The sequence below is a fragment of the Microtetraspora sp. AC03309 genome, from assembly GCF_020826795.1.
Classification (GTDB): domain Bacteria; phylum Actinomycetota; class Actinomycetes; order Streptosporangiales; family Streptosporangiaceae; genus Microtetraspora; species Microtetraspora glauca.
On record NZ_JADDIL010000281.1, the window covers coordinates 1 to 799 of the forward strand.

The window sequence follows — 799 nt, forward strand, 5'->3', positions numbered from 1 at the left end:
TTGTTCGCCATGGTCGCCGACGGGCGCCTGGAACTACGCACGCAGCCAAGGGCATTGGCCGACGTAGCCGAGGTGTGGGACGGCGGCGAGCCCTCGGGCACCCGCGTCGTGCTGACGCCCTAGCCGAAGAAACTCAGCCGAAGCGACCGGAGATGTAGTCCTCGGTCGCCTTCTGGGTCGGGTTGGAGAAGATCTTCTCGGTGTCATCGATCTCGATCAGCTTGCCCGGTTTACCGGTGGCCTCAAGATTGAAGAATGCGGTCTGATCACTCACGCGGGCAGCCTGCTGCATGTTGTGGGTGACGATGACGATCGTGAAATCCTGCTTGAGCGTGGAGATCAGATCTTCGATGGCCAGCGTCGAGATGGGGTCGAGCGCCGAACATGGCTCATCCATCAGCAGCACGTCGGGCTGCACCGCGATGGCACGCGCGATGCACAAACGCTGCTGCTGACCACCGGACAGACCGCCGCCGGGCTTGTCCAGCCGATCCTTGACCTCGTTCCACAGGTTTGCCCCACGCAGCGAGCGCTCGGCGACCTCGTCGAGGGTCTTCTTGTTGCGCACGCCCTGCAGCTTCAGCCCCGCCACCACGTTGTCACGAATCGACATGGTGGGGAACGGATTCGGACGCTGGAACACCATGCCGATGGTCTTGCGTACCCCCACCGGGTCAACGCCGGCGCCGTAGATGTCCTCGCCGTCGAGCAGCACCGAACCCTCGACGCGGGCACCGGGGATCACCTCGTGCATACGGTTCAGCGTCCGCAGCACCGTCGACTTACCGCAACCCGACGG

Annotated in this window: 1 protein-coding gene; it reads right to left on the minus strand. The window is 64.0% G+C overall.

The window, feature by feature from the left end; translation table 11 throughout:
* Window positions 1-133: 133 nt before the first annotated feature.
* The coding region (locus tag IMZ11_RS42840) for a phosphate ABC transporter ATP-binding protein (RefSeq protein ID WP_228649329.1) at window positions 134-799 on the minus strand (666 nt) is incomplete at its 5' end.